A 23900-nucleotide genomic window follows, 5' to 3' on the forward strand; every position below is an offset into this window, starting at 1 on the left:
GCTCGTTGCTCATGTAACCGAGGTGGTTTTCCATCTCGCCATTGAGCATGGCTTCAAACATGGGACCGAAGATTTCTTTGAGGGCGTTTTGCATGTCTTCTACACTCTTGGGCTGATACTCTTCGATAATTGCCTTAGCGAGCGTTGCACCGCGCCGTGGGAGCCTCTTTGACATAAGGGTTCCTCCTTAGTTTTTGACTCCCCCTCACGGGGAGTGCTCCTAAGCTGTCTTCCTACTTACACAGTTTATTATACACTCCCCTTTGATAAGAATATTCGCTTGGAACGGAATTATGATGCTTTTGCATCGTTTCAGGTATTCGAACATCTTGGAGATCCTTTGAGTACGTTTCAACTACTTTACAATGTGTGCAGGGAAAACGCCTATGGCATCATCAACGGTCCGAATGGACTGCAGGTTTTTTTGCGCAGGTACTCTATCAACAGGTGATTCTGCAGCACATCAATTACTACACTCCGATGAGTCTTTACACCTTGGCGCAGCGTGCAGACTTTATCGTTGAGGAACTCAAGTCGGATGACGCAGAGATTGAGATGAATCTCTACTGCAGGAAGCCGGGCGCGTCTGTTTCAATGAATGAGCGGCGCGCACAGGAGCGCAGTGTCTAAAGGAATATCTTTCCGGAAAAAGGTGGTCATTTGGGGGCAGGCACAAAGGTAATCACCTATTCTGCTTTGCTTGGTGCAGAGGTGAACATTACACATATTGTTGACGGGGGCCCAAAGAAATCAGGCGGCTATATTGCAAATATCAATGTGTCGATTGAATTGCTTTCTGATACTTCCTTTGCGGATGCGGACATTGTTCTCCTATCTGCAACATCCTATCTTGATGAGATTATAAACAGGCTGAAGATGGAGTTTTCTTTACGAAGAGGATCGTCTACTTTGGTGAGCGCGGAGCAGTTCTGGCATAAAATTTGGCAAAGCAATTTTATGAGAATCATGTAAGATTCGATAACCTATATAGGGATGTTCTAACAGAAAATGTAAAGTTGGGAAAATCAATGAAGCTATCCGATTATGTTGTTCAGAAACTAAAAGAAAATGATGTGCGTGATGTCTTTCTCCTTGCAGGCGGTGGCATTATGCATCTCTTAGACTCCGTGGCGCGGGAAGACGCGATCAACAAATACTACACGCTGCACGAGCAGGGCGCGGGTTTTGCAGCAGATGGCTACGCGCAGTGCTCGAATCGTCTCGGTGTCGTCTTTGCGACGACGGGGCCGGGCGCGACGAATGTGGTGACGGCCCTCGGCTCGGCGTTCATCGACTCGACGCCGATGCTCGTCCTCTCGGGACAGGTCAAGACTGCCGATATGACGACGATAGGGGGGGTGCGCCAGACGGGCGCGCAGGAAATCGGTATCATTCCCATCGTGGAGAGCATTACAAAATACGCCGTGACGGTGAAAGAGCCCGCACGGATCCGCTATGAAGTCGAAAAGGCAATTTACCTCGCCACGCATGACAGACCGGGTCCGACGTGGATCGATCTCCCACTCGATGTGCAGTCGGCGGAGATCGATCCTGCCACGCTTGAGGGCTATACACCGTCTGCAGCGTACGCGAGTTCGGCGCATGATGAGCAATATGACGTGATTGCGCGTATTGCGCAGGGGCTTGCGCACGCCGAACGCCCCGCAATTCTCATCGGCAGCGGTGTCTTTCTCGCGGATGCTCTGGATGACTTCCGCGCGCTTGCGTCAGAACTGCGGATGCCCGTGCTCACGTCGCAGCGTGTGAAACGCGCCTTTCATGTGGGCGAGGACCGTTACTATTACGGCAACGTCGGGCGTATCGCGCCGCGCTATGGCAACTACACTCTGCAGAACTGCGACTTCCTCTTCTCCATTGGATGCGGTCTGCGCTACTACCTCACCGTGTTCAATGAGGAGCGCTTCGCCCCGCATGCGAAAAAGGCGGTCGTCAACATTGCACAGCCGGAGATCGATAAGTTACGTATGCCTGTGGACTATGCCGTGACGATGGATGCGAAGGAGTTTATTACGCGTTTTCATTCGGCATGGAAAAAGAGCGGACAGAAGTCGCAGATGTCACCTGCATGGCTCGCGTACTGTGATGAGATGCGTGCAAAATACCCCGTGCGGAACGATGTCATCCCGCATGATGACGGGCTTTCGGATGGCTATCTGACGACCTATGCGATTGAGAAATACGCCAAGGACGATGATGTATTCCTTGCCTCGCCCTCGGCGTTCTGCTATACCTACAACATGCCGCTCAAGGGGGGGCAGGACTATGTCTGTCCGATGGGACTCGGCAGCATGGGGACGGCATTGCCCGCCGCCATCGGCGCATGTGCGGCGGCGGACGGGCGGCGCGTGATTGTCGGTGAGGGGGATGGCAGCCTCCAGCACAATATACAGGAGCTTGCCCTCCTGCATCACTACCATCTGCCGATCAAACTCTTCATTGATACGAATCTTGGCTATCGGCAGATCTACACGATGCAGAATGCACATTTTGATGGAAAACTTGCGGGCTGTACGAAGGAGAGTGGTATCGAGTTCCCTGCCCTCGAAGCGATTGCACGTGCCTACCATTTGGACTATTACTGCATCGAGAATGCGGAGATGACCGATGTGGTTGTTGCTCGTGCACTTGCGGACGATGAGCCTGCTGTCATTGAGGTGGTGAGCAATCTCAAAACCGAATTTGTTCCGAACATCAAGAGCCGCATGGGGGCGGATGGTAAAATGCAGACCTCTGCACTTGAGGATATGTTCCCGTTTCTCCCTGAGGAGGAACACCGGGCGAACATGGCGATCTCGGAGGACTGAGGCATGCGTATTTTGGCGGTCATTCCTGCACGCGGCGGCTCCAAGGGGATTCCACGGAAGAACATCCGACTTCTTGCAGGAAAGCCCTTGATCTACTATAGTATCCGCACAGCACGGCACTGCTCCGCGATCACGGATATTGTCTTGACAACGGATAGTGCAGAGATTGCCGATCTCGCCCAGCAGTATGGGGCAGACATTGTGTTTCGCTCTCCTGAACTCGCGACGGATGAGGCAACCCTTGATCCTGTTGTATATCATGCGGTATGTGAAATGGAAGAGAGAAAGGGCACGGCATACGATGTCGTTATTACACTTCAGCCGACAACGCCGCTTCTATGTGCAGAGACTCTTGCAAAGGGACTCGAATATTTCTGCACGGGAGTATGGGATACTGTGCTCAGTGTCGTAAACAAGCCTCGCCTTTTCTGGGAAAAACAAGGCGATGAAATGGTGCCGCTCTACACACAGCGACGCAACCGTCAGAACATGCGTCCGCAGTATCTTGAGACAGGGGCGTTCCTCATCACGGGGCGCGCGTTCGTCACGGAGGGCAGCCGCATCGGCAGACGTGTCTCCGTCTTTGAGATGGGCGAGGATGAGAGCATTGAGCTGCGCACACCGAATGATTGGCTTCTCGCGGAGCATAGGCTTGGGCGCAAACGGATTGTCTTCCGCGCGGATGGACATACGAAGCTCGGTATGGGTCATATCTACAACTGTCTGACCATGGCATACAGCCTCATGATGGAGCATGATGTCCTGATCGTCCTGCACGAGCGTTCACACGAGGGGCTGAAAAAGGTGCAGGAATCCTTTCTTCCATACATTGTCATTCGTGATGATGCAGAGATTGACCGTGTGATTGAGGACTATCGGCCCGATATATGGGTCAATGACTGCCTCAACACAGACGAGGAGTATATCCTGCACCTCAAAGAGCGGATTCCGCGCGTCGTCACCATCGAGGATCTGGGAACGGGCAGCGAGGTCGCGGATGCTGCCATCAACGCACTTTACATTGAGGAGGGACGTGCCGCACATGTCTACAGCGGCTATGAGTACGTCTGTCTGCGCGAGGAGTTCCAGACCGAGGAACCGCGCGCATTCTCCGAGGAGGTGCGCTCCGTCATCATCATGTTCGGTGGGACTGATCCTGCGAACCTCAACCAGAAGATCTATCGCAGCCTGCTGCAGTATGCGCCGCGCCACCCCACAATCCGTTTCTCCTTCATCACGGGGGTCGGTTACGACCATGAGGCGCACGGCGTTGTGACACGCGAGGACTGCAACATCTTCGTCCATCCGAACGTGCCGCGCGTGTCGAAATACATGAAGGAAGCCGACCTTGCCATCACCAGTCAGGGACGTGCCATCTTTGAGCTGGCGGCGATGGGCGTACCCGCGATTGTGCTCTCGCAGAACAGACGCGAGCAGACCCACCGCTTCGCACAGATGGCGAATGGCTTCATCAATCTCGGCATGGGCGAGGAGGTCGAGCAGTCAATGATCGAAAATACGCTCGACTGGCTCATTCATACACCGTCCGTACGACGCAATATGCACGAACTCCTTTTGCAGTACCCCCTGCGCGAAGGTGTGGAGCGCGTGCGGGACATCATACTCGGGAGAGGAGGACGTACCTATGGCGTATGATCTGATCGAGCGTTTGCATGCGGGGCGGTTTACCCTGATGGCAGAGATCGGTGTCAACTACTACGACATCGCTGCAAAACTCCATATCTCGCCGATGGAAGCGGCGAAATACATGATTCTCGCGGCGGCGAATGCGGGCATTCACGCGGTAAAGTTCCAGACGTACAAGGCGGAGACGCTTGTCTCAAAATACTCGCCCTCCTACTGGGATACGAGTGAGGAGCCGACTACATCGCAGTATGAGCTGTTCAAGAAATTCGACTCCTTTGGTGCGGATGAGTATCGTGAACTCAGTCATTTTGCGGCGCAGACAGGTGTCGAGTTTTGCTCCACACCGTTCGATTTCGATTCGGCAGACTATCTTGCGGAAATGATGCAGGTCTATAAGATCTCCTCGTCCGACCTCACAAATCTGCCGTTTATTGAACACATGGCGAAGAAGGGGAAGCCAATCCTGCTCTCGATTGGTGCGGCGAATCTCGATGAGATCGAACGCGCTGTCGCCATCATCCGTGCCCACAATGACCGCGAACTTGTCCTGCTCCACTGCGTACTTGAGTATCCGACCCCGCAGGAACACGCAAATCTGGCGAAGATCCGCAGCCTGCGGGAACACTTCCCCGATGCCTATATCGGGTATTCCGACCACGCGAAGCCCGATATGGATGTCATTAAGACAGCGTATCTCTTGGGAGCGACCCTTGTTGAAAAGCATTTTACCGTGGATAAGACCCTCGTCGGGAATGACCACTATCATGCGATGGATCCCCATGATGCGGAGGAGATTCTACGCGGCATCGCCCATGTGGATACCATCCTCGGCAGTGGGGAACTCGCGGCTCTTCCAACGGAGGCGGCGGCACGGCAGAATGCACGCCGCTCCATCGTTGCACGCGTTCATATCCCTGCAGGGACGACCATTCGTGCGGACATGCTGACGTGCAAGCGACCCGGGACGGGAATCCCGCCCGCACGGATGGAGGATCTCCTCGGCAGGGTGAGTGCCGTCGATATTGCAGAGGACAGTATTTTGCAGGAAGAAATGTTCGAGGGCGGGGTGCGGCGATGATCCACATAGCGGCATCCATCGACTTTACGAAGATCAGCGCAGAGTATGATGCCTATTTGGGCGTGCTCTGCGCCTCCATTTTGGAGAATACGACGGCAGATGTGACGATCCATGTCTTTTTCATCGGAATGCGTACGGATGACTACTGTGTGCGGCTGACGGCGATGGTGGAACGCTATCGCGCTGTCCTTCGCTGGCATGAGGTGCATATTGACGCAGCGTTCATGGAACTCTCCCACATTCACACATGGACGCCCGTCATTCTGAACAAATTTTACTTCCCGCAGATCCTTTCGGATGTGGAGAAGGTGATCTTCTTCGACCTCGATGTCGTCGTGAAGCGGGATGTGCGCGAACTCTGGGACATCCCGATGGAGGGATATGCGATTGCAGGCGTACAGTACGCGAACTCCTTTGCGCTGAACCGCGAGTTCAACTCCTACGAGGAGACGCACACCATCGGCATGCGTGTCAACGGCGGCATGGTCATTATGAACCTTGCCGAGATCCGGCGCACGTGCGATTTGCTTGCACAGGCAAAGGCATTTGTACGGGAGTATCCCGATGTCAAGGGCGTGGACGAGGTGCTCTTTCACCATCTCTTTTACGCAAAGACAAAGCTCCTGCCCGCGCATTGCCAGCACTTCCTCGGGATGGACGGACTGCTCTTCGACGAGGAAAGCTCTGCGGTGCAGAATGCCGTGATTGCCATGCACTATGCGTATGAGTCGAAGCCGTTCCACTATGTGAACGGGACGCCCGACCGCTACTTCTGGCAGTATTTCAAATGCACGCCGTTTTGCGAGGAGCATGCCGTAGCGGAATGGTATGCGCGTGTGGGGCTGATGCGTGCGGCACTTGTGAACGGACGGCGGCATATTCGTGCATTCTATGAGCGACTGCGGGAGAATCCTGAGATCGTTGTCTTTGGGACGGGGGTCTTTGCACGCAAGCTCGTGCACTATCTCGGGACGCGTGGGATTCCCGTCCATGCATTTTCGGACAACATGGAGGAACATTGGGGGCGGCAGGTGGACGGCCTCGCGGTGCTTTCGCCTGTGGACGGCTTGCAGTGCGGAGCAAAGCGGATCGTGCTGCTCGGTATCATCAACGAGCGCAACAACCGTGCCGTACGGGAGCAGTTTCACGCGGCGGGGCTGCGTGATGGTATTGAGTTTTTTGATGCGAAAGTCATCTTCGAGGATATTCGCAGGGATTAGGGAGAGCAATGCTTTCCATAGAGGAGGATGTTTGATTGTTCGTATATGATGCGCTGGCGACGGAACGACGCGCCATCGTGATCTTCGGCGCGGGCTTTGTCGGGGAATATATCGGAAAACGGTGCACGACGGCGGGCATCTCCGTCGCCGCATACTGCGACAATGTATTGGGGCGTACGGGCGGCGATGTATTTGGTCTGCCCGTGCGCACGCTGCCGGCACTGATGGAGGAGTATGGAGAGAATATCGTATTCCTCATCGCTGTGCGGGATATTGATACCGTCGTACAGCAGCTTGCGGCGGCGGGAGACTTTCCGTGGCATCCCGTCTGTGACCTCTATGAACCCTCGGATATTCCGCAAACACTTCCCTTTATGGATCGGCAGAAACTTGAGGCGGCGTGGTATGTTCATGATCATTACTGTGATGCGGAGCGGCTGACGCTGAATACGCTCGACTTCGTGATTACCGAGCGGTGTTCCCTGCGCTGCCGCGAGTGTTCAAACCTCATGCAGTACTATGAAAAACCGCAGAACTTCGGGCTTCCTGCGCTTCAAGAACAGATCGCCCGTCTCCTCACTGTCTATGACGAGGTGTACGAGCTGCGCCTCCTTGGCGGTGAGCCGTTCGTGCATCCCGAGATGAAGGAGATTATTACATTTCTGAACGGACAGGATGCGATCAAACGCCTTTGCATCTACACGAACGCGACCATCCTGCCGGGGGATGATGTGTTTGCAGTGATGGCGGAGGGCGGCAAGACATGGTTCTCCGTCAGCGATTATCATGCACTCTCACGGAATCTCACGCCGATGATCGCAAAACTTGAGACATTCGGCATCGGCTATGAGCGGAAACCCGTCGACTACTGGACGCGCTGCGCCTCGTTTGAGAAACACAATCGCACGCCGGCGGAGAACCGCCGCATCTTCTACGAATGCTGCGCGAAGGATCTTTTGACCCTCCTTGGCGGGCGGCTCTATCCCTGTCCATTTATTGCGAATGCGATGAATCTCAAGGGCATCCCCGCCGCACAGTGCGACTATGTCGACCTGATGGCAGATAAAAGCGCAGAGGAATTGCGAACGGAACTGCGTGCAAAGCTGAAGAACCGTCCGTATTATGTTTCCTGCGACTACTGCCTCGGTCGCCCCGCCGTTGCGTTTGTGCGGGAAGAGGATAAGATCCCGCCGAACGAGCAGACAGCGGCGGCACTGCCGTATCGGCGGCTGGAGGTGATGGCAGATGGCTGACACAGACTATCAGGCGAAGATTGGGACGGGGCGCGATGAGAACCGCACCCCGCTCTGGCAGGTCGTGCCGATTCCCGTGCCGTTCTCGGTTGGCATCACCGTGAGCGACTTCTGCAACTTCAAGTGCATCTACTGCAACCACTCCATTCCGAACGCCATCAAGAATCCGAAGATGATGACGTATGACATGTTCCGCGAGATTGCCGTACAGCTTGAGGAGTTCTACCGTGTGCGTGGGATGGGGCGCACGAAAAACCTGCGAATGTGGGGGTATGGAGAACCCCTGATGAACAAAGACCTCCCGCGTATGATACGCTATGCACGGGAACGCGAGCTCTCCGACCGCGTGGAGATCACAACGAATGCGAGCCTGCTGACGCATGAACTCTCGGATGCCCTGATTGATGCTGGGCTGACACGTATGATCGTCTCCGTGCAGGGCGTGACCGAGGCGAAGTACAAGGACACATGCGGCTACAGGATCGACTATCCGCGCCTGTTGGAGGAACTTGCCTATTTCTATGCGCATCGGAAAAACTGCAAAGTGTTCATCAAGACAGTGGATGTGGCACTCGACAATGCAGAAGAACATGAGCAGTTCTATGAGATGTTCGGTCCCGTTTGTGATACGATGGGCATCGAGCACATCTTTGCCGCGTTTGAGGGCGTGGACTATGCGACCATTCTGCCGGAGTCGGACGGCACGACGCGCTATCGGTATGCCTACAAGGAAAAGCTAGTCTGCGACACGCTCTTTAGCCTCCTCAACATCCAGACGAACGGCAACGTGGACTGCTGCGGGTGTAAATATCCGCCGCTGCCCATCGGCAATATCCATCGAACCCGTCTCAAGGATATATGGAACGGAAAAATCCACCGAAACTATATGCAGATCCATCTGACGGGACATTATCGCGACATTCCCGCCTGTAACGGTTGCACGTCCATGCAGTTCAACGGGCATCCGATGGATATTCTCGACGACCATTGCGCTGAACTGCTCCCCAAGATACGGGAGCTTGGAAAGGACACGCCATGATAAAGCGCTGCTGCCCCGTCTGCGTGGGGGAGGAAACGAAAACGATCTTTCATCGGGATTTTGGCGGCATGGAGAGCATCGTTCCGTTCTCCGGCTACGATGTCGTGCAGTGCACGCGCTGTGGAGCATTCTATGCGGATAACATCGGCGAGACGATGCCGCTCATGCACTACTACGAGATGATGTCGAAGTACGAGACGGAGGCGTTCTCCGTGTCGCAGGAGGCTCTGGCGGAGTATGCGTTTGCCATCGGTTTCCTGCGCGGTCATATTGCGCCGGAGCAATCCATTATCGACATTGGCTGCGGCAACGGTGCGATGCTGCACATGCTGCAGGAACAGAGATTTCGGCATCTCACGGGACTGGAACCGTCGGAGAAGAACTGCCGCAGCATCACGGAGCGATGGGGGATTCGTGCCGTAGCGGGCGCACTCGGGGAGGACATACCGCCGCTTATCGGTGAGACGTTCGACGTTGTTCTAATGGAGGGGGTGCTTGAACATCTCATTGATGTTCAGGGGAACGTGAGAGATGCACTTGCCTATCTCAAAAAGGACGGTGCACTCTATCTCAATGTGCCCGATCTCGCCGCATTCCCTGACTGTCATGATCTCTATCAGCAGTTCAGTGTCGAGCATGTGAACTTCTTCAGCCTTCCGTCCATGCAGAACCTCATGGGGGCATTCGGTATGACCTGCGTGGCTTATGACCGCAACGGCTACGGCGTGTTCACGCTCTGGCGACACGCGTCGGAGGGCGTGACCGCACGCACTTTCGATCAAGCGGGCACGGCGGATATGCGTACCTATCTGGCGGGGGCGGAACAGCTCGCCGCTCAGATGAAAGATCGCCTTACGCCGTATCGCGGACGTGAAGTCTATGTCTGGGCGGCGGGGACGCACACGGCGATGCTCTATCAGCTAGGGCTGCTTGACGGTATTCATGTGCGTGCAATCATCGACTCGAATGCGAACTATCAGGGTAAAGAGATCTACGGTGTGCCTGTCATCGCCCCGCAGGAGCTCGTGGCGCGTGAACCTCTCCCCATCATTATCTCCTCCCAGCTCGCACAGGATGCAATCCATACACAGATCAAAGAGAAGATGGGGAGGCCAAACGAGGTGGTACGGCTGTACTGAGGGGCAATCCTCTGCACGATGAAGGGAGCGACCTTGAAAAACTACATCGTCACAGGTGCGGCGGGATTTCTTGGCTGCAATCTCACAGAGCGGCTGATGCAGGAAGAGGATGCACACATCTATGCCGTCGTGCGTCCGAACTCACCGCATAACGCACGCTTTGCCCCATCGGAGCGGCTGACCATCGTACCCGCCGACCTGTCGGAATATGCACGTCTTGATGAGCTGATTGATCAAACGTGCGATGTGTTCTTCCATCTTGCGTGGCAGGGGGGGCGCTATGACTTTGCGACGCAGTATGGGAATATCGCAGATACGCTCGGCGCATTGGAGGCGGCGGGACGCCTTGGCTGCCGGCACTTTATCTGCACGGGCTCACAGGCGGAGTACGGGCGGCAGACCGCCCTCATCACGGAGGAGACGTGTCCGCACCCCGCCTGCGCCTACGGTGCGGCCAAACTCGCCGCCTGTGTGCTCTCGCAGCGGCGTGCGGCGGATCTCGGCATCGCGTGGATCTGGGGGCGCGTGTTCAGTCTCTATGGGCGGTATGAGCAGGAGGGGCGGATGCTGCCCGCACTTGTGAACTCCCTGCGTTTGGAACAGCCCTTTGCGCTTTCCTCCTCGGGTGCGCAGAATTGGGACTATCTCTATGCGGCGGACGCAGCGGATGTGCTTCTTGCGCTCGCCGAACGGGGGCGTGCGGGCGAGATCTATAACATTGCGCATGGCGGCTACAGACCCTTGCGGTATTTTATCGAGGCGGCGCGGCAGACCATTGCTCCATACTGTGATGTCGCCTATGGTGCGGCGGATGCGGATGTGTTTTCCCTTCAACCGTCTGTGGAAAAGATTTGCCGTGATACGGGATGGCGGCCCGTGACTGATTTTGTCGATGGGCTGCGGTTGGGATATGGGCTTTTACCTTGAGAAGGAATCGATATTGATGTATGGGAGAGCAAAATGACTGAGCAGGAGATGCGCGGAGAGATTCTCGCACTGGTACGGGAATACGCTGAGAAATATCATGCACCGAAGGAGGGCTTTGCGTCGGGGGATCGGCTGCCGTATGCGGCTCGGGTCTACGATCACGAGGAGATGGAGAATCTCGTTTCGAGTGCGCTTGAGTTCTGGTTGACGGCGGGGCACTATACGGAGGAGTTCGAGCGCGGACTTGCCGCCTTTTTAGGCGTAAAGCACTGTTCTCTCGTCAATTCGGGTTCGTCGGCGAATCTTCTCGCCTTTATGGCACTCACCTCGCCGCTCCTCGGAGAGCGGGCTGTGCGGCGCGGCGATGAGGTTATCACGGTCGCTGCGGGCTTTCCGACGACGGTTGCGCCGATCATCCAGTACGGGGCTGTTCCCGTGTTCGTGGATGTAAGTTTGCCGACGTACAATGTGGATGTCAGTCTCCTTGAGGGTGCGCTCTCAGAGCGGACAAAGGCGGTCATGATCGCGCATACGCTCGGCAATCCGTTCGATCTGGCGGCGGTCAAAACCTTTTGTGAAAAACATCATCTGTGGCTCGTCGAGGACAACTGCGACGCGCTCGGGGCACGCTATACGCTAGACGGCGCAGAACGCTATACGGGGACGATCGGCGACATCGGAACGTCGAGTTTCTACCCGCCGCATCATATAACGATGGGTGAGGGCGGCGCGGTCTATACGAACAATGCCCTCTTGCACCGTATTGTGCGCTCCATGCGTGACTGGGGGCGTGACTGCATCTGTGCGTCAGGGCAGGATAATCTCTGCGGGCGCCGTTTCGACCGACAGGACGGAGAGCTGCCGCATGGCTACGATCATAAATATGTCTACTCCCATTTCGGCTATAATCTGAAGGCGACGGATCTGCAGGCGGCAATCGGCGTGGCACAGCTGAAGAAGCTGCCGTCCTTCGTAGAGCGGCGGCGGCACAATTTCGCACGTCTGCGTGCGGCTCTTGCGGATATGGAGGAGTTCTTTATCCTGCCGGAGGCGACGGCGGATGCCAACCCAAGCTGGTTCGGTTTTCTCCTGACCTGCCGCGATGGCATCAACCGTACGGCGGTGGTGCGACATATTGAGGAGAAGGGGATTCAGACGCGGATGCTCTTTGCGGGGAATCTGACGAAGCACCCGTGCTTTGACGAGATGCGGGCATCGAGCGAGGGCTATCGTATTGCGGGCGAACTCACACAGACTGACCGCATCATGAACGATACGTTCTGGCTCGGCGTCTACCCGGGATTGACCGACGAGAAGATCGACTATATGGCACAGACCGTAAAGGATGCTGTGCGCGTGTAGCTGTCATAAGCGCGAAAGGAAGAAAGAAATGGAACAGGAACAGATGCGGTCGTTGCTGAATATATCTGTGGAGGCAGCGTCCCATATCCAGGGGGTCCTCGCGCGGGGGGAGATTGAACCTGCGCTTGAGGAAATCGTGGACAATCTCGCGCAGATCGCGGCACACATCGAAACGGCAACGGTGGATGCCGCCGGCCTGATGCAGAAGGTGCATCTGTATGCAAAGAACGTGCAGGCTTCTGTGGACGATATCCGCTGTGGGCGCACGGCATTGGAATGCGGGGTCTTGTGGGAGATTTACCCGTTCGTTGTAGAGATGCAGCGGCTTTGGCATCTTGCGACGGAGGTGCTTTCGGATGCGTCAGCGCGGGCAGGGCATCAGGAGCGGCTGATGCAGGCGATGAAGGACTTACACGGTGAGCCCCGCACGCATTATCCGTATGATGTGTCGATTGTGCTGTGTGCCTACAATAAATTGGAGTATACGAAAAAAGCCGTTGAAAGTATTTTTGCCCATACGGATTTTTCAAGCGGCAGGATTGAACTCATTACGATTAACAACGGTTCGGAGGATGGCACAAGGGAATACTTTGAGCGTTTGCCGCATAGGAAGAAGCTCAATCCCAGACACAATATCCTCGGCATCAATTCTTGGCAGCATATCGCCGAAGGAAAGTACATCGTCGGATTCTCCAACGATGTCGTTGCCACACCCCATTGGTTGGAGCATCTGCGCACGGCGATGGAGTCGGATGAACGTATTGCAATGGCTGTTCCCACCTGCAACGAGGAGAGCATATCGAACCTCCAAGGAATTCCTGTTCCCTACGCCAACACGTTTGAGGGGATGCGAGAGATGCAGGAATTTGCGGCAGCACACAATCATCTCGATCCCGCCCTTTGGGAAGAGCGGAGCGTATTGATGCCCTTCCTTGCCATTACCCGCTCGGATATTTACAAGTTGGGGCTGATCGATCCGATCTATACGCGGGGGGAGTTCGTAGACGATGACCTGTCAACACTCCTTCGCCGTACGGGATGGCGGCAACTGCTTCTGAAAGATACCTTCGTGCATCATTTCGGCGGCGTGACCCTTGGTGCGGATCGCCACAAGGGAGCCGGCAATGCGCTCGACGAGATGCGCCGTGTTTATTACGCGAAATGGGGCGTGGATGCGTGGGACTCACGGGGGGGCTTTAGTGGTAGCGAGAATGCCTGGGCTTGGCATACATTTCATGCAGGGGAACGAGTGCTTGTCATGGAGCCTCGCTTCGGTGAACTTGCTTGTGATCTGGTCAACGCCTATCGACGCAGCGGATTTGTGCCCCACATGACGGCTGCTGTTTTTGATGAACGCTATCTGCCGGATACGGACTACCTCTTTGATGAGACGATGATGACTGCGAGTATTGCGGATGTTGCGGCGCAGTGCGCAGGGCAGCGGTACGATGTGATCACGGCAGGCTGTTATCTGGACGAGCTGCCGACAACGGATGTGGTTGCAGATCTGGAGCGGCTCTATGCGCTCCTTGCACCGGGCGGCATCATTATTCTGCCCGTGCGGAATCCGGGCAGCGCGTACGAGCTGGACTGCATGATGCACGCGGGGACACGGGAGGTGTATGAGCCGAAGACACCGCGCTATGCGGTGATTCCTTATCGTCAGCTCTTGGAAAGGTTTCATGCACACCCGTTACTGCACCAATATCGGGTTCACTCCATCTTGATGAAAGCGGACGAGGAACTCGTGCGACGGATGAAGCCGCTGCTTCGCCATGATGAGGATGCTCCGACGGATTTGGAGCTGAGTCTTTCGGTTCGGATGTTCTTCCTTGGCATTTCCAAATGATAGGAGTCGTTTGGAAATGAAGTCCGTTGGATTGATTGAACAGCGCAAACAAAAAACGGAGGTTAGACCTCCGTTTTTTGTTTGCGCTGCGGGCGGATGGTGATGAGAAATGCGGTCGCGTACGCGGTGATGGGGATGGCGCAGAGGAGTCCGATGCTGCCGATCAGGGAGCGTACGATCTCGGCGGCGATCATGTTGAGGTTCAGCACGCGAATGAGGTCGATATTTGGCTGCGCGGAGATGAGGAGAATGAGCGGCAGTGCGCCGCCGATATAGGCGAGGACGAGGGTGTTTGCCATTGTCCCCATGACGTCGCGCCCGACCGACAGCCCAGAGGAGACGAGCGCTTTGAACTTTGTCGCGGGGGCGAGCTGCTTCATCTCGTACTGCGCGGCAGCGATGGAGACGGCGACGTCCATGACCGCACCGAGCGCGCCGAGGATGATGCCCGAGAAGAGCAGTTCGCGGAAATCAACATCCTGCAGATAGAGCACCTTGAGCATGGTCGCCTGCTCTTCGTCGATGCCGGTCAGGTACGTTCCGTGAATGGCAATCAGCGCCAGAATACCCGCAACGAAGATGCCGCCGATGGTGCCGATGATCGCGCCCGCCGATTTCCGATTCCGGCCGCCGATGATGAGCTGCGTGGCGAGCGTGATGACGCTGCCGATGAGGAACGTCCAAAAGAGGATGTGCGACGGGGAAAAGAGGATGAAGGAGATCAGCCCCTTTGCGATGAGGAGCACCGCAAAGAGGAGGACGAAGAGCGCCTTGAGTCCCGTCAGCCCGCCAAAGAGCACGAGGAGAACGCCAAAGCCGATGAGCAGCCATATGATTCCGGGCAGGCGGTCATAGTCCGCGATGGCATAGCCCTCACCCTCGGCGCGCAGGAGCACCTCCTCACCCGCCTGCGGGTGGATGTCAAAGGCGGGATTATTCGCAGTCGCGTGCAGGAACGAGACTTCCGTCCCTGCGGCGGGGCCCGACGTGAGCCGTGCCGTGACGTCGTACTGGACGCTGCCGGGGGCAAAGGAAGCAAACGCGCCGTCCGTCTGTGTCGCGGAGATGATTTCCGCCTTGTAGGTCGGGGGCTCGGCGTCCTCTCCGCCCGGCAAGTGGAAGATGCAGTAGAGCAGCACGGAGAGCGAGAAGCAGACGGCGAGAAAGCGTGCAAATCGGCGCGGGTGAATTTTCATAGCAGGCAGCCTTTCGTCTAGCAGTGGGAATGATTGAAATTATCATACAATGGAAATGTGATAATTGCATGAAGGAAAATGGGGCGTGTGCGCAGGATAAAACTTGACGAATCACATCGGAAGTCATATAATAAGCATAGAAAAGGTGCTGTATCTGCAGTGACGCGGTAAAGCCCCATATATGTGTTTTGGAATTAACTGCCACAAGATTGGAAGCTAGGGGCGGTTACTTTCTTTGTAGGAGAACCACGAGAACGACGAGGAGCAACAAAGTTACATTCGTGTTATCCATGGTGCTCACCCCCTTCCAGGGGTAAGAGTTAACCGCGCCTCCGCTGTGCAGAACAGCACCTCAAAACCATTATATCAGCTTGCAGGCACGATGACAACGTGCCTTTTTGTTTTGGCTATACCTCGGCAATGACCTCGATCTCGCAGAGCGCGCCCGCAGGCAGCGCCTTGACGGCGAAGCAGGAACGGGCGGGTTTGCCCGTAAAGTAGCGTCCGTAGACCTCATTGAATGCGGCGAAGTCCGCGATGTCCGCGAGGAAGCAGGTCGTCTTGACAACGCGTGTGAGATCCGTGCCGGCGGCTGCGAGCACGGCGCCGAGGTTTTTGCAGACCTGCTCTGCCTGCGCGTCGATTGCTCTTGCCGTGATCTTGCCCGCAGCGGGATCAATGCCGATCTGTCCCGAGGTATAGACGAGATTGCCGACCCGCATGGCTTGGCTATATGGGCCGAGGGCGGCGGGGGCGTTGGGGCTGTGGATTACTTCCATTTTTATCCTCCTTAAAGACGTGACGCGGTTATGGGACGCGGGATTTTCGCGCCTAGCTGCGTATATCCGCGCGCCTACGAAAAGAAGCCGTCCAAAATCCTTGAGACGGCTCCTTCCGGTTCGGGTCAAAAATCAGCTGATGGTCGTGACGCGTATGGCGACGGAGCTTGCCTCGTTGTAGGTCATGCCCGCGACCATGACGACTTTGTCGCCCTGTGCGACGTAGCCGTGTGCGAGTGCGCCGCGCGTGCAGGACTCGATCATCTCTTCGACGCTCGACCATTTGCGTCCGAGGATGGAGTAGACGCCCCAGCGCAGGTTGATGTGGCGCGCGACCATGTGGTTCGGCGCGTAGGCGACAATCGTTGCCTTCGGGCGGTACTTCGACACGACGCGCGTGGTGTAGCCGGACTGGGTCGGCGTGAGGATCGCCGCCGCGCTCGTCTCGTACGCGAGCTGTACGGTCGCGTGCGAGACGGCGTCTGTGACGGAGGAGCGTTCGCGAATGCTGCGCGAGCGGATGATGGTGTCGTACTCGAGCGATTCCTCCATGCGCAGGGCGATGGTACTCATCATCTTGACCGCCTCGACGGGGTAATCGCCGCTCGCGGTCTCGCCCGAGAGCATGATGGCGTCCGCGCCGTCAAAGATGGCGTTGCCGACGTCCGAGACCTCCGCGCGTGTGGGGCGCGGGTTCGTGGTCATGGATTCGAGCATCTGCGTGGCGACGATGACGGGCTTGCCGACGGCATTGCACTTGCGGATGATTTCCTTTTGGATGACGGGAACGTCCTCGGCGGGCACCTCGACGCCGAGATCGCCGCGCGCGACCATGATGCCGTCCGAGACGGCGAGGATCGCGTCGAAATTATTGACGCCCGCGAGGTTTTCGATCTTTGGGATGATCTCCATGTGTCCGCCGTGCTTGGCGATGAGGTGTCGGATCTCCTCAACGTCCGCGGGGCGCTGGATGAAGGAGGCGGCAACGAAGTCCATGTCGTTCTGGATGCCAAAAATAATGTCGCGCTCGTCCTGCTCGGAGATCGCCGGGAGGCTCAGCTCGATGCCGGGCGCAGCGACGCGTTTGCGCGTGGACATGGGACCGCTGTTCTGGATCGTCGTCACGATGTCCTTGCCGCGCACCTCGTCGACGACGAGTCCGACGAGACCGTCCGAGAGGAGGAGCGTGTCGCCGGGTTTGACCTCTTCCCAGAGTTTCTTATGGTTGACGCTGACGTGCGTCTCGTCGCCGGGCGCGTCGTCGTAGGTCAGTGTGAATTTGTTCCCCTTTTCGAGATGCACCTTCCCTTCGGCGAACTCGCCGAGGCGCATCTCGGGGCCTTTGGTATCGAGGATGAGCGAGATGACCTTGCCCGAGCGCTCCGCCGCCGCGCGCACCTTCTTGATGCGCACGAGGTGTTCCTCATGTGTGCCGTGGGAGAAGTTAAAGCGCGCGCAGTTCATCCCATTCTCGATGAGCGCGTCCACAATCCCGTCCGGATCGGTCGACGGCCCCTGCGTGCATATGATCTTGGTTTTCTTCAGCATCATAAATATCCCCGCCTTTTATTCCCTGAGTGTTTGTAACTGATAATATTTTACACTCTTTTTTAGGAGAAGTAAAGAACGGCGCGGTGTTATTTGAAAAATCCGCCGGGCGGTACGCTTGCAAATATCTCTCATTTTTATTATAATAAATGAAGATGTGCGGGGGATCCCGCGAAAATCTTCTCTCTGCGTTAGGAGGATGACTGATGAAAAAATTTCTTTCTGCCGCGCTCGGCGCGGTCGTAGGGCTCGGGCTCTATGCGGCACCCGCGGATGCCCACGGCGTGTACTTTGCCAATCGTTTTGACCAAAAGGCGCTCGTTCTGGGCGAGGGGCCGATCGACAATGCGTATGATCCGGCATGTGCGCTCGGCATCGATGCGTACGATGTGGACTTTATGCCGACGACGATTGAGCGCGTGGACTACAGCGACCACATGTCCGTCATCCCGTCCGACCGGCTCGGCGTGACGGCGACGTTCTTTGACTACGGGTATTTCGCAAAGACAACGGACGGGCAGGTCATCCCGACGCGCGACTACTCGAACATCGAGAATCTCGTCTCGGTGACGCACGCGCGCAAGTACAATGTGCACTATTGGAGCGACGCGGTAAAGCCGGGCGGGCTCTACAACGTGCCGATCCAGATTGTGCCGAGCGTGAACCCGCTGACGCTCCGCCGCGGCGATACGCTCGAACTCCGCATCTATAAGGACGGTCAGCCGTATGCGAACGCGCCCGTCATCGCAGACGTCATCGGCAACCTCGCATCGGAGATGCAGGCGGATGTGAACGGCTATGTGTCCGTGCGCGTTGCGAACAACGGACTCAACGTCATCGGCGTCGAGGTCGCGTTCCCGACCGCCGATCCGAATGTGAAGGAGAAGGTGTTTAGTTCGCTGTCCTTCATTCTTCCCGCCGAGTGAGTGAGACGGTATGAGGTGAAATCGTGACACGGGATTTTGGCGCCTAGCGTCGTCATTTTCGGTGAACGCTTCGTCGACGTAGGGGTCATCTACGCCGTCCTTGCGTTCGTCTCAATTCCTTGCTCTGCATCCAAACTTCCGTGTCACTCACGCTGCGGCGGGGCAGCACGAGATTTTGGCGTATCAAATGAGACAGCCACCCTGCGCAATCATGCGTCCGGGCGGTTGTCTCGTTTATTTTATGGGGGAGTACCAATGAAACATCAAATAAGCGACGCCTACATCCCCTTCGTCTTGGGGCGCAGAGCGGCGCTTGATGCGGTACGCGCGTACGCCGGGGCACGAGGGTGCTCTTCCGTTGTGGATGCCGGTCTGCGTATGGAGTCGTGTCACGCCGTCTATGTTCCTTTTTGGCGTTTTCGTACCACTGCGATATGCGAATATCAAGGTGCGTGGGACGAGGAGCAGGACTATGAGGACAGTGACGGAGACTGGCAGACGGACACCGACCGCCATTACATCAGCGGCACGGCACATTATGATCTCGACGACAACATCCTTATCTCTGGTGCAGAGGAATACACGGATTCCTTCGAGGAGGGGCTTTTCCCCTATGACCTCGCGCAGACAGAAGACGATGTACCGAACAATGCGGAGCGCATCGACATTGTCCCTTGTACCGTCACCGCGCAGGACGATTGGGACGAGGCGCAGGAGGGGATACGGGATTTCCTTGCGCAGCGCATCGAGGACGATTTGTGCGGGGAATATCAAACGCAGTCGGCAGAGGTACATGAACTGAATATCTCATACGGCGATATTGTGCCGGAATGTATCCTTCTGCCGCTTTGGGAGATCTCATTCATCCATGACGGCACGACCTATACCGTCCGCGTGAACGGTCAGACCGGAAGTGCCTGCGGGGATCTGCCGCCTGCTCCGCGGCGCACAGGATGCCTGGCGGCAGCAGCGGCAATACTGTCTATATTGCCGGTTTTATGGTAGTAACGTAAAAAGGAGCATCGTGATGGGATGCTCCTTTTTGGTATGCCGGTTTATCCTGTGACGGGAGGTCGTGTCTCTTTCCGTCCGCCTTACACAAACAGATCGTTCAGCGCCTCGCTCATGGTCGGGTGGTTGTAGATACTCTGTCCAAGCGTATGCGCGGTAATGCCGGCGTCAATGGCGAGTTTCATGAGGTTGATCATCTCTTCCGAGCCGGGGCAGAAGAAATGCGCGCCGAGGACTTTATCCGTCTTGGTGTCGACGATTGCCTTGAGCAGACCCACAGGGTTCCGGAGGACTTGCGCCTTTGGTACGGCGGCGGCCTCGAGCTTCAACACGCGCACGTCGTATCCCGCCGCGCGCGCTTCATCCTCGGTCATGCCGACGCGTGAGAGCGGCGGATCGAGGAAGACGGTGTAGGGAACGGCACCGCGGTTCTCCGTTGTGCGCGCACCCGCACCGGCGAGCTGATCCCGCACAATGCGGAAGTCGTCGAGCGAGATGTAGGTGAACTGAAGTCCGCCCGTCACGTCTCCCATCGCACAGATATGCGGCACATTGGTCTGCAGATGCGCGTCCACGGCGACCGCACCGCGCGGCGTGACATCAATGCCTGCTGCCGCGAGTTCCAGCCCTTCGGTGTTGGGTTTACGACCCGTGGCGAGGAGAACCGCATCGGCGGAGATGGACTGCTCGCCGACAGAAGTCCGAACGACAACCGTCGTCTCTGCCGCACTGTCCTCAATGTGCTGCGGCGCGGCGGCGGTCAGTACGGTGATGCCGCGTGCCTTGAGCGATGCCTTGACGCGTGCCGCGATCTCCGCGTCCTCGCGCGGGATGAAGTCCGCACCGTCCTGGACAACCGTGACTTCCGAACCGAAATTTGCATAGTATGAGGCGAACTCAAGTCCGATATAGCCGCCGCCGATGATGACGAGACGGCGCGGGAGTATGTCGAGCTCCATCATCGTCTCGCTTGTATAGCACCGCGTACTCTCCGCCGCGCCGGGGATGGCGGGGATGATGGGCAGGGCGCCTGTATTGATAAAGATGCGCTCTGCATATACCTGTGTCTCTGCGCCGTCCTCGGCGGTCACACAGACGGTGTGCGCATCAATAAAACGGGCCTCGCCGTCGAGAATGTCCGCGCCCGTACCCGCGACTTTGTCGTAGTTCTTTTGCCGCAGCATAGCGGTGAGACGGCGCTTCTCGGTGATGGCAGCCGCGTATCGGCGCGCCTTTTCTTCGAAACTGCCGCCCTCCGCCGCCGAGAGGCGTGCGCTGTATTCGAGCGATTTTGACGGGATGCACGCGACGTTGATGCAGGTGCCGCCGTAACGCTGTTTCGAGCGTTCCACGAGTGCGGTTTTCTCGCCGCGCTTTGCGAGGAATCCGGCGAGGGTCTTGCCCGCCTTACCGAATCCGATGATGAGATTCTGTACGTTTATTTCATTTGCCATGACCGTGTCTCCGTTTCTATCATTCATAATATGCGGCTCGCTGCCGCCTGCTTGTATCATAGGCGGTGCGGCTGTACTTGTCAAGAAGGCGGGAGACTGTCGTATCGTATTGTACGGAACGCTCAAATATTCCGACGGGAATTGTACAGGATAATTGCGCTGTTCTCACTTTCCTGTTATAATAAAATGGGATAATCAGGAGGAGACATCTGTATGCTTAGCAACTTTTTCGTTGCGCTTGGCGGCGTGGTGCCGCTCTTCTGCTTGATGGCGGTCGGGCTCTTTGTCCGGCGCGTGCGGCTGCTCACGGATGAAGAGCTGTTCCATGTGAACGGCATGGTGTTCCGGGTGTTTTTCTTCTTCATGATGTTCTATAACATCTACGCGGCGAAGCCGGGGACGACGGTCAGCCCGCTCCTCGTGGGCCTCGGCGCGGGCGGGGTGCTGCTGACGGCGCTCGTCGCGACGGGGGTTGTCTGTATTTTTGAAAAGGACAATGCGCGCCGCGGCGTCATCGTACAGGCGGCGTACCGCGGGAACTACGTTCTCATGGGCGTGCCGCTCGTGGCTAATATCTTCGGATCGGATGCGGTCGCTATTCCGACGATGATGATTGCTGCCGTTGTTCCCCTCTATAATGTGCTCTCGGTGTTCATACTTGAGACGTTTCGCGGGGGACGGTTCGATCTCCTGAATATCCTGCGCAGTGTCGTGATGAATCCCATGATCCTCGGCGGTATCCTCGGAGCGCTCTGCCGCGCTGCGGAGCTGCATATCCCCGCACCGATCCTGAGACCTGCCGCAGAGATCGCGGCGGCGACGACGCCGGTTGCCCTCATCATCCTCGGCGCTTCGTTCCGGGGCGGAAGTTTCCATACGCATTTGCCGCAGCTCATCGGAGCGATTGCAGCACGTCTCGTCATCGTGCCGGGGATCATGCTCGCGATCGCGATCGCCCTCGGCATGCGGGATGTGGAGCTCGTGACGCTCATCGCGATCTATGCAACGCCCTGTGCGGTCGCCGGCTTTGCCATGGCGCAGCAGATGCACGCCGACGCAGAGCTCGCGGGGAACTGCGTCGTCTACAGCAGCGCGATTTCGTGTTTTACGATCTTTGGATGGGCCTTTTTGCTCAAGACGCTGGGGTATTTTTGAGAGGGAGGACATATGCCGGAGCACCGATTGTCTCTGTGGGAGCACTATGCTTCGTATCTGCTTCCGTTCATGGCAGTGATTGTAGACTATGCCGCGATCGTGTCGGCGGAGCTGATCGCCTATGCGGCGTATCGGGTGTCGCCGTTTGGCGATCCGCAGTTTCATATTTCGGGTATTTACATTTACGGCATCATACCGCTCATCTTCCTCGGCTTCCTCTACGCGATGCGCTCGCATGCGCGCGATATCCCGTTCTGGGTCGTCGTGCAGCGGATCTTTTGGGCGTCGGTTTATGCCGTTGCGACCATCGTCCTACTGCTCTACTTCGCGCAGCTTGGCGATGCGGTCTCACGGCTCTTCGTCGGCCTGACGGCCGCCCTCATCGTTTTCCTCCTTTGGGCGGGGCGCTATATCTATCGGAAATGTGTGTATTCGCTCGGCCTCTTTCGCGTGCCTGTCCTCTTCGTTGGGGCGGGGCTCACGGCCGAGCGCGTCATTCGGTCGTTCCAATACGACGTGGGCTTTGACTGCCGCATCGTCGGGTTCCTCGACGATCATCCCGTCAGTGCGGCGCTCGCTGCGAAATATCCGATCCTCGGCGGCTTTGACGATGCGGAGCGCGTCATCCGCGCGACGGGCGTACGCGACGTGATCATCACCGCGCCCGGCCTCGAACAGGACGCGCAGGTGCGCCTCATCAACCGCATCCAGCCGCTCGTCTCCCGCGTCGTCGTCGCGCCGAACCTCATCGGCATCCCCATGGGGCGGCTTACGGCGATTAGCCTGGTGAGTGAGAAGGTCATTCTCCTTGAAACGCATAACAATCTCCGCAGCGCGCTGAACCGCACTGTGAAACGTGCCTTTGATCTCGTGTGCAGTATTTTGGGCCTTATCGTTATTTTACCGGTGATGGTGGGCGTCGCCGTCGCGATCTATATCGACGATCCCGGCGCGGTGGTTTTTGCGCATCGACGCATCGGGCGGAATGGGCGGACGTTTTCCTGCTATAAGTTTCGCTCCATGGTGAAGGACGCGGAGACCCGTCTCACGCAGTACCTCGCGGAGAATCCGGAGGCCCGCGAAGAATGGGAGAGGGATTTTAAACTCAAAGACGATCCCCGCATCACGCGCATCGGGCATTTTCTCCGTCGTACGAGCCTCGACGAGCTCCCGCAGATCCTCAACGTCATTCGCGGCGAGATGAGCCTCGTCGGACCGCGCCCCATCGTGCAGAAGGAAATCGTAAGATACGGCGACCTTATCTCGGACTACTACCTTGTGCCGCCCGGCATCACGGGGCTTTGGCAGGTCAGCGGACGCAGCGACACCACCTATGACGAGCGCGTGCAGATGGACTCGTGGTACGTTCGCAACTGGTCTATTTGGCTCGATTTCGTCTATCTGATGAAAACCGTGCAGGTCGTGTTCAAAAAAGAGGGCGCATATTGAAGCCACTTCTTGATCTTGCGTATGGCTTTGCTTGACAACATGC

20 protein-coding genes and 1 pseudogene are annotated in these 23900 nt (G+C 56.9%); 16 read left to right on the top strand and 5 right to left on the bottom strand.

Translation table 11 applies throughout. The annotated features are described in order from the left end of the window. Positions 1-175: pseudogene (locus tag HMPREF1147_RS12015) on the bottom strand (IS256 family transposase); the annotation flags it as partial. 305 nt (positions 176-480) lie between these two features. Here HMPREF1147_RS12015 and HMPREF1147_RS12020 point away from each other — a divergent pair. From HMPREF1147_RS12020 to HMPREF1147_RS04445, 12 genes are read left to right on the top strand one after another with little or no spacing between them, the layout of a single operon-like run. After that, a complete protein-coding gene (locus HMPREF1147_RS12020) occupies positions 481-630 on the top strand; it encodes a hypothetical protein (RefSeq protein WP_156791298.1) in 150 nt (49 codons plus the stop codon). 30 nt (positions 631-660) lie between these two features. Further along, a complete protein-coding gene (locus tag HMPREF1147_RS04395) occupies positions 661-972 on the top strand; it encodes a hypothetical protein (protein ID WP_037351147.1) in 312 nt (103 codons plus the stop codon). A gap of 56 nt (positions 973-1028) precedes the next feature. Then, positions 1029-2825: a thiamine pyrophosphate-binding protein gene (locus tag HMPREF1147_RS04400; RefSeq protein ID WP_009657870.1), complete on the top strand. Its 1797-nt coding sequence runs from the start codon at positions 1029-1031 to the stop codon at positions 2823-2825. Between the two features lie 3 nt (positions 2826-2828). Next, entirely contained in the window at positions 2829-4481 is a 1653-nt protein-coding gene (locus HMPREF1147_RS04405; RefSeq protein WP_009657868.1) for a cytidylyltransferase domain-containing protein, read from the top strand. After that, positions 4471-5550, top strand: coding sequence for an N-acetylneuraminate synthase family protein (locus HMPREF1147_RS04410; RefSeq protein ID WP_009657895.1), 1080 nt, complete (start codon positions 4471-4473; stop codon positions 5548-5550). The genes HMPREF1147_RS04405 and HMPREF1147_RS04410 overlap by 11 nt, the downstream gene beginning before the upstream one ends. Further along, entirely contained in the window at positions 5547-6770 is a 1224-nt protein-coding gene (locus HMPREF1147_RS04415) for a glycosyltransferase (RefSeq protein ID WP_009657875.1), read from the top strand. The genes HMPREF1147_RS04410 and HMPREF1147_RS04415 overlap by 4 nt, the downstream gene beginning before the upstream one ends. Positions 6771-6805: 35 nt before the next feature. Continuing rightward, on the top strand, positions 6806-8023 hold the full coding sequence (locus tag HMPREF1147_RS04420) for a radical SAM protein (RefSeq protein WP_009657907.1): 1218 nt from the start codon (positions 6806-6808) through the stop codon (positions 8021-8023). Next, positions 8016-9062, top strand: a complete 1047-nt coding sequence (locus HMPREF1147_RS04425; RefSeq protein WP_009657896.1) for a radical SAM/SPASM domain-containing protein — start codon at positions 8016-8018, stop codon at positions 9060-9062. Before HMPREF1147_RS04420 ends, HMPREF1147_RS04425 begins: the two co-directional genes overlap by 8 nt. Before the next feature lie 23 nt (positions 9063-9085). Then, a complete protein-coding gene (locus HMPREF1147_RS04430) occupies positions 9086-10201 on the top strand; it encodes a bifunctional 2-polyprenyl-6-hydroxyphenol methylase/3-demethylubiquinol 3-O-methyltransferase UbiG (protein WP_232208048.1) in 1116 nt (371 codons plus the stop codon). Between the two features lie 18 nt (positions 10202-10219). Continuing rightward, positions 10220-11128 carry an NAD(P)-dependent oxidoreductase gene (locus HMPREF1147_RS04435; protein WP_037351148.1) on the top strand — a complete coding sequence of 303 codons (909 nt, stop codon included), beginning with the start codon at positions 10220-10222 and terminating at the stop codon, positions 11126-11128. A 33-nt stretch (positions 11129-11161) separates the two neighbouring features. Next, complete coding sequence (rfbH, locus tag HMPREF1147_RS04440; protein WP_009657869.1) at positions 11162-12490, top strand: lipopolysaccharide biosynthesis protein RfbH; 1329 nt, start codon at positions 11162-11164, stop codon at positions 12488-12490. A 28-nt stretch (positions 12491-12518) separates the two neighbouring features. Next, positions 12519-14339: a glycosyltransferase gene (locus tag HMPREF1147_RS04445; protein WP_009657854.1), complete on the top strand. Its 1821-nt coding sequence runs from the start codon at positions 12519-12521 to the stop codon at positions 14337-14339. 62 nt (positions 14340-14401) lie between these two features. Here HMPREF1147_RS04445 and HMPREF1147_RS04450 read toward each other — a convergent pair whose 3' ends face one another. The 3 genes from HMPREF1147_RS04450 to pyk form a co-directional block, all read right to left on the bottom strand. Further along, on the bottom strand, positions 14402-15535 hold the full coding sequence (locus HMPREF1147_RS04450) for a YibE/F family protein (protein WP_009657897.1): 1134 nt from the start codon (positions 15533-15535) through the stop codon (positions 14402-14404). 407 nt (positions 15536-15942) lie between these two features. Continuing rightward, positions 15943-16314, bottom strand: a complete 372-nt coding sequence (locus HMPREF1147_RS04455) for a RidA family protein (RefSeq protein ID WP_009657888.1) — start codon at positions 16312-16314, stop codon at positions 15943-15945. Between the two features lie 132 nt (positions 16315-16446). Then, positions 16447-17862 carry a pyruvate kinase gene (gene pyk, locus HMPREF1147_RS04460; protein WP_037350137.1) on the bottom strand — a complete coding sequence of 472 codons (1416 nt, stop codon included), beginning with the start codon at positions 17860-17862 and terminating at the stop codon, positions 16447-16449. Positions 17863-18068: 206 nt separating this feature from the next. Here pyk and HMPREF1147_RS04465 point away from each other — a divergent pair, with 206 nt between their 5' ends. Continuing rightward, the gene (locus tag HMPREF1147_RS04465; protein WP_009657863.1) at positions 18069-18788 is read left to right on the top strand and encodes a DUF4198 domain-containing protein; all 720 of its coding nucleotides are present in this window, start codon (positions 18069-18071) and stop codon (positions 18786-18788) included. Positions 18789-19043: 255 nt separating this feature from the next. After that, a complete protein-coding gene (locus HMPREF1147_RS04470; protein ID WP_009657879.1) occupies positions 19044-19793 on the top strand; it encodes a hypothetical protein in 750 nt (249 codons plus the stop codon). Between the two features lie 89 nt (positions 19794-19882). Here HMPREF1147_RS04470 and HMPREF1147_RS04475 read toward each other — a convergent pair whose 3' ends face one another. Next, positions 19883-21253 carry an FAD-dependent oxidoreductase gene (locus HMPREF1147_RS04475; RefSeq protein WP_037351150.1) on the bottom strand — a complete coding sequence of 457 codons (1371 nt, stop codon included), beginning with the start codon at positions 21251-21253 and terminating at the stop codon, positions 19883-19885. Positions 21254-21466: 213 nt separating this feature from the next. Here HMPREF1147_RS04475 and HMPREF1147_RS04480 point away from each other — a divergent pair, with 213 nt between their 5' ends. Next, complete coding sequence (locus HMPREF1147_RS04480; RefSeq protein WP_009657853.1) at positions 21467-22408, top strand: AEC family transporter; 942 nt, start codon at positions 21467-21469, stop codon at positions 22406-22408. A 12-nt stretch (positions 22409-22420) separates the two neighbouring features. Then, on the top strand, positions 22421-23857 hold the full coding sequence (gene wbaP / locus HMPREF1147_RS04485) for an undecaprenyl-phosphate galactose phosphotransferase WbaP (protein WP_009657874.1): 1437 nt from the start codon (positions 22421-22423) through the stop codon (positions 23855-23857). Positions 23858-23900 lie beyond the last annotated feature (43 nt).

Source organism: Selenomonas sp. FOBRC9, assembly GCF_000287655.1.
GTDB classification, from domain to species: Bacteria; Bacillota; Negativicutes; order Selenomonadales; family Selenomonadaceae; genus Centipeda; species Centipeda artemidis.